At 46.3% G+C, this 2,099-nt stretch carries 3 protein-coding genes; all 3 read left to right on the forward strand.

Features of this window, described 5'->3' with window-relative positions:
* The coding region (locus ACH2DQ_RS01950; protein WP_395025294.1) for a hypothetical protein at window positions 1-232 on the forward strand (232 nt) is incomplete at its 5' end.
* Window positions 233-435: 203 nt separating this feature from the next.
* Window positions 436-1,959: an NlpC/P60 family protein gene (locus tag ACH2DQ_RS01955; protein WP_394914320.1), complete on the forward strand. Its 1,524-nt coding sequence runs from the start codon at window positions 436-438 to the stop codon at window positions 1,957-1,959.
* Between the two features lie 73 nt (window positions 1,960-2,032).
* On the forward strand, window positions 2,033-2,099 hold a 67-nt coding region (locus tag ACH2DQ_RS01960), incomplete at its 3' end, for a DUF6783 domain-containing protein (protein ID WP_395025297.1).

Consider the following 2,099-nt stretch of genomic DNA (forward strand, 5'->3'; position numbering starts at 1 on the left):
GCTAAGGGAAAGGGGCATTTTTTATTCCCGCAAGCAACGAGTCAAACGGACACGCTGGTGCGTCTATTTGGCGACTGCCGCGTTAGATGCTGAATGTCCAATGGACGTTCGTTTAGCAACGACCGGAGCGCAAGCGGAGAACAAAACCCCTTCTTCTCGCAGCGGGGTTTTTAACTTTGAGGAATTGGATGCTGGTGGGTATCTATCAGAATCAATATTAAGTGTTTCGTAATTATTAAATAAAAACATAAAAAAAGTATAAATTAAAAATAAATAAATGTAGATAAACCGTTGAATTTACTGGGGATTTTAGGACAAGCAATAGAAATACAGCATCTTCAGGTTGACAAAAAATGTAAGTGTGTTATAATAAAAACGTAATAAATTTAACAATTATGTAACAATTTGATATAGCTATATGGAGGTAGAAATTTCATGAAGAAAAGAATGATGATGATTGCAGCATGTCTGATGGTAGGGTCTATTACGTTTTCAAGTCTGGGACTGGTTTCAAAAGCACAGACAATTGAGGTTCCGTTGGCTGGTTTACAGGCGAGTATAAGCGGAAGCCAGGATTCGGCACAGGGATCTTCTGACAAGCAGGATGGGACAGACAGCAGCAGTGCAGCCCAGACTTCCAATCCGTATGATAATCTGGCAATTGCACAAATTAATGATGATGCTTATGTGAATATACGAAATAAACCGAACACAGATGATGGGGAAGTACTTGGGAAACTCTATGATAATTCTGCAGCAGAGATTCTGGGAGAAGAAGACGGATGGTATCATATCCGTTCCGGTTCTGTACAAGGCTATGTGAAAAAAGATTACTTTGTCACCGGTTCAGAAGCAGAGGCATTGGCAGAACAGGTAGGCAGAAAGGTTGCCACTGTTAACACCACTACCTTAATGGTCAGGTCAGGAGCCGGAACAGATCAGGATATTGTCGGCATGGTCGGTGATTCGGAGAAACTTCGTGTACTGGACGACGAAGGAGACTGGGTAAGAGTCAGAGTGGATTCAGATATGGAAGGCTATGTGTCAAAAGAATATGTGGACTGCACCATGCAGTTCAAAGAAGCAGAATCCCTGGAGGAAGAAAGACAGCGTCTTGCAGCGGAAGAAGCAGCTTATAAGGCAGCTTTAGAAGAAGCACGTAAGGCAGATGAAGCGGCAGCCAATACACAGGGATCATCTCAGGGACAGACAAACGGAACTACGGATGTACCGCAGACGGAAACTCCTGAGACCAATGCTCCCCAGACCAATGTGCCGGAAACCGAGACGCCTTCAACTAATGCGCCTGAGACGACCGCGCCGGAAACAGAAGCGCCTTGGACAGAGGCCCCTGAGACAGAAGCCCCGGAAAGCGAGACTACCTGGACAGAAGCCCCAGAGACCAATGCACCGGAAACAAATGCCCCAGAGACAAATGTTCCTGAGACAGAAACCACCTGGACAGAGACCCCGGAAACCAATGCCCCGGAAACAGAGGCTCCGGCAACAGAAACTCCTGAGACAGAACCGCCTCAGACAGAAGCTCCGGGCAATCAGGATCCATCCGGCGGCAGCGGACAGGGTTCTTCCACTTCCGGTACAAGACAGAGCATTGTAAGTTTTGCACTTCAATTTGAAGGGAATCCTTATGTATGGGGAGGTACCAGCCTTACAAATGGAGCAGACTGTTCCGGATTTACACAGTCCATTATGGCAAACTTTGGGATCAGTATCCCGCGTGTGGCTTCAGACCAGGCATATGGAGGAAGAAGTGTTGATGTTGCAAGCGTACAGCCAGGAGATTTACTGTTCTATTTAGATGACAGCGGATCGATCGGACATGTAGCCCTGTACATAGGCAATAACCAGGTTATTCATGCAAGTACGCCGGAAACTGGAATTATTATATCTGATATCAGCTACAGACAGGCATACAGTGCAGCAAGTTATATTGACTAGTGCCTCCCGGCGTAAATACGTCGATATATAGTACCTGATATCTGCGCCGGACGGCACTAGAGCGTGTCTGAAAATTCATTCCCGTCATCTGCACGCCCCACTTTGCGGTATATTTGCCCCGAATTCAGGTTACGTAGTAC

The organism is Robinsoniella sp., from assembly GCF_034124845.1.

What these genes read in the sequence shown, in the direction of transcription:
- ACH2DQ_RS01955 (WP_394914320.1), top strand. Translation starts at nt 436, where the DNA reads ATGAAGAAAAGAATGATGATGATTGCAGCATGTCTGATGGTAGGGTCT.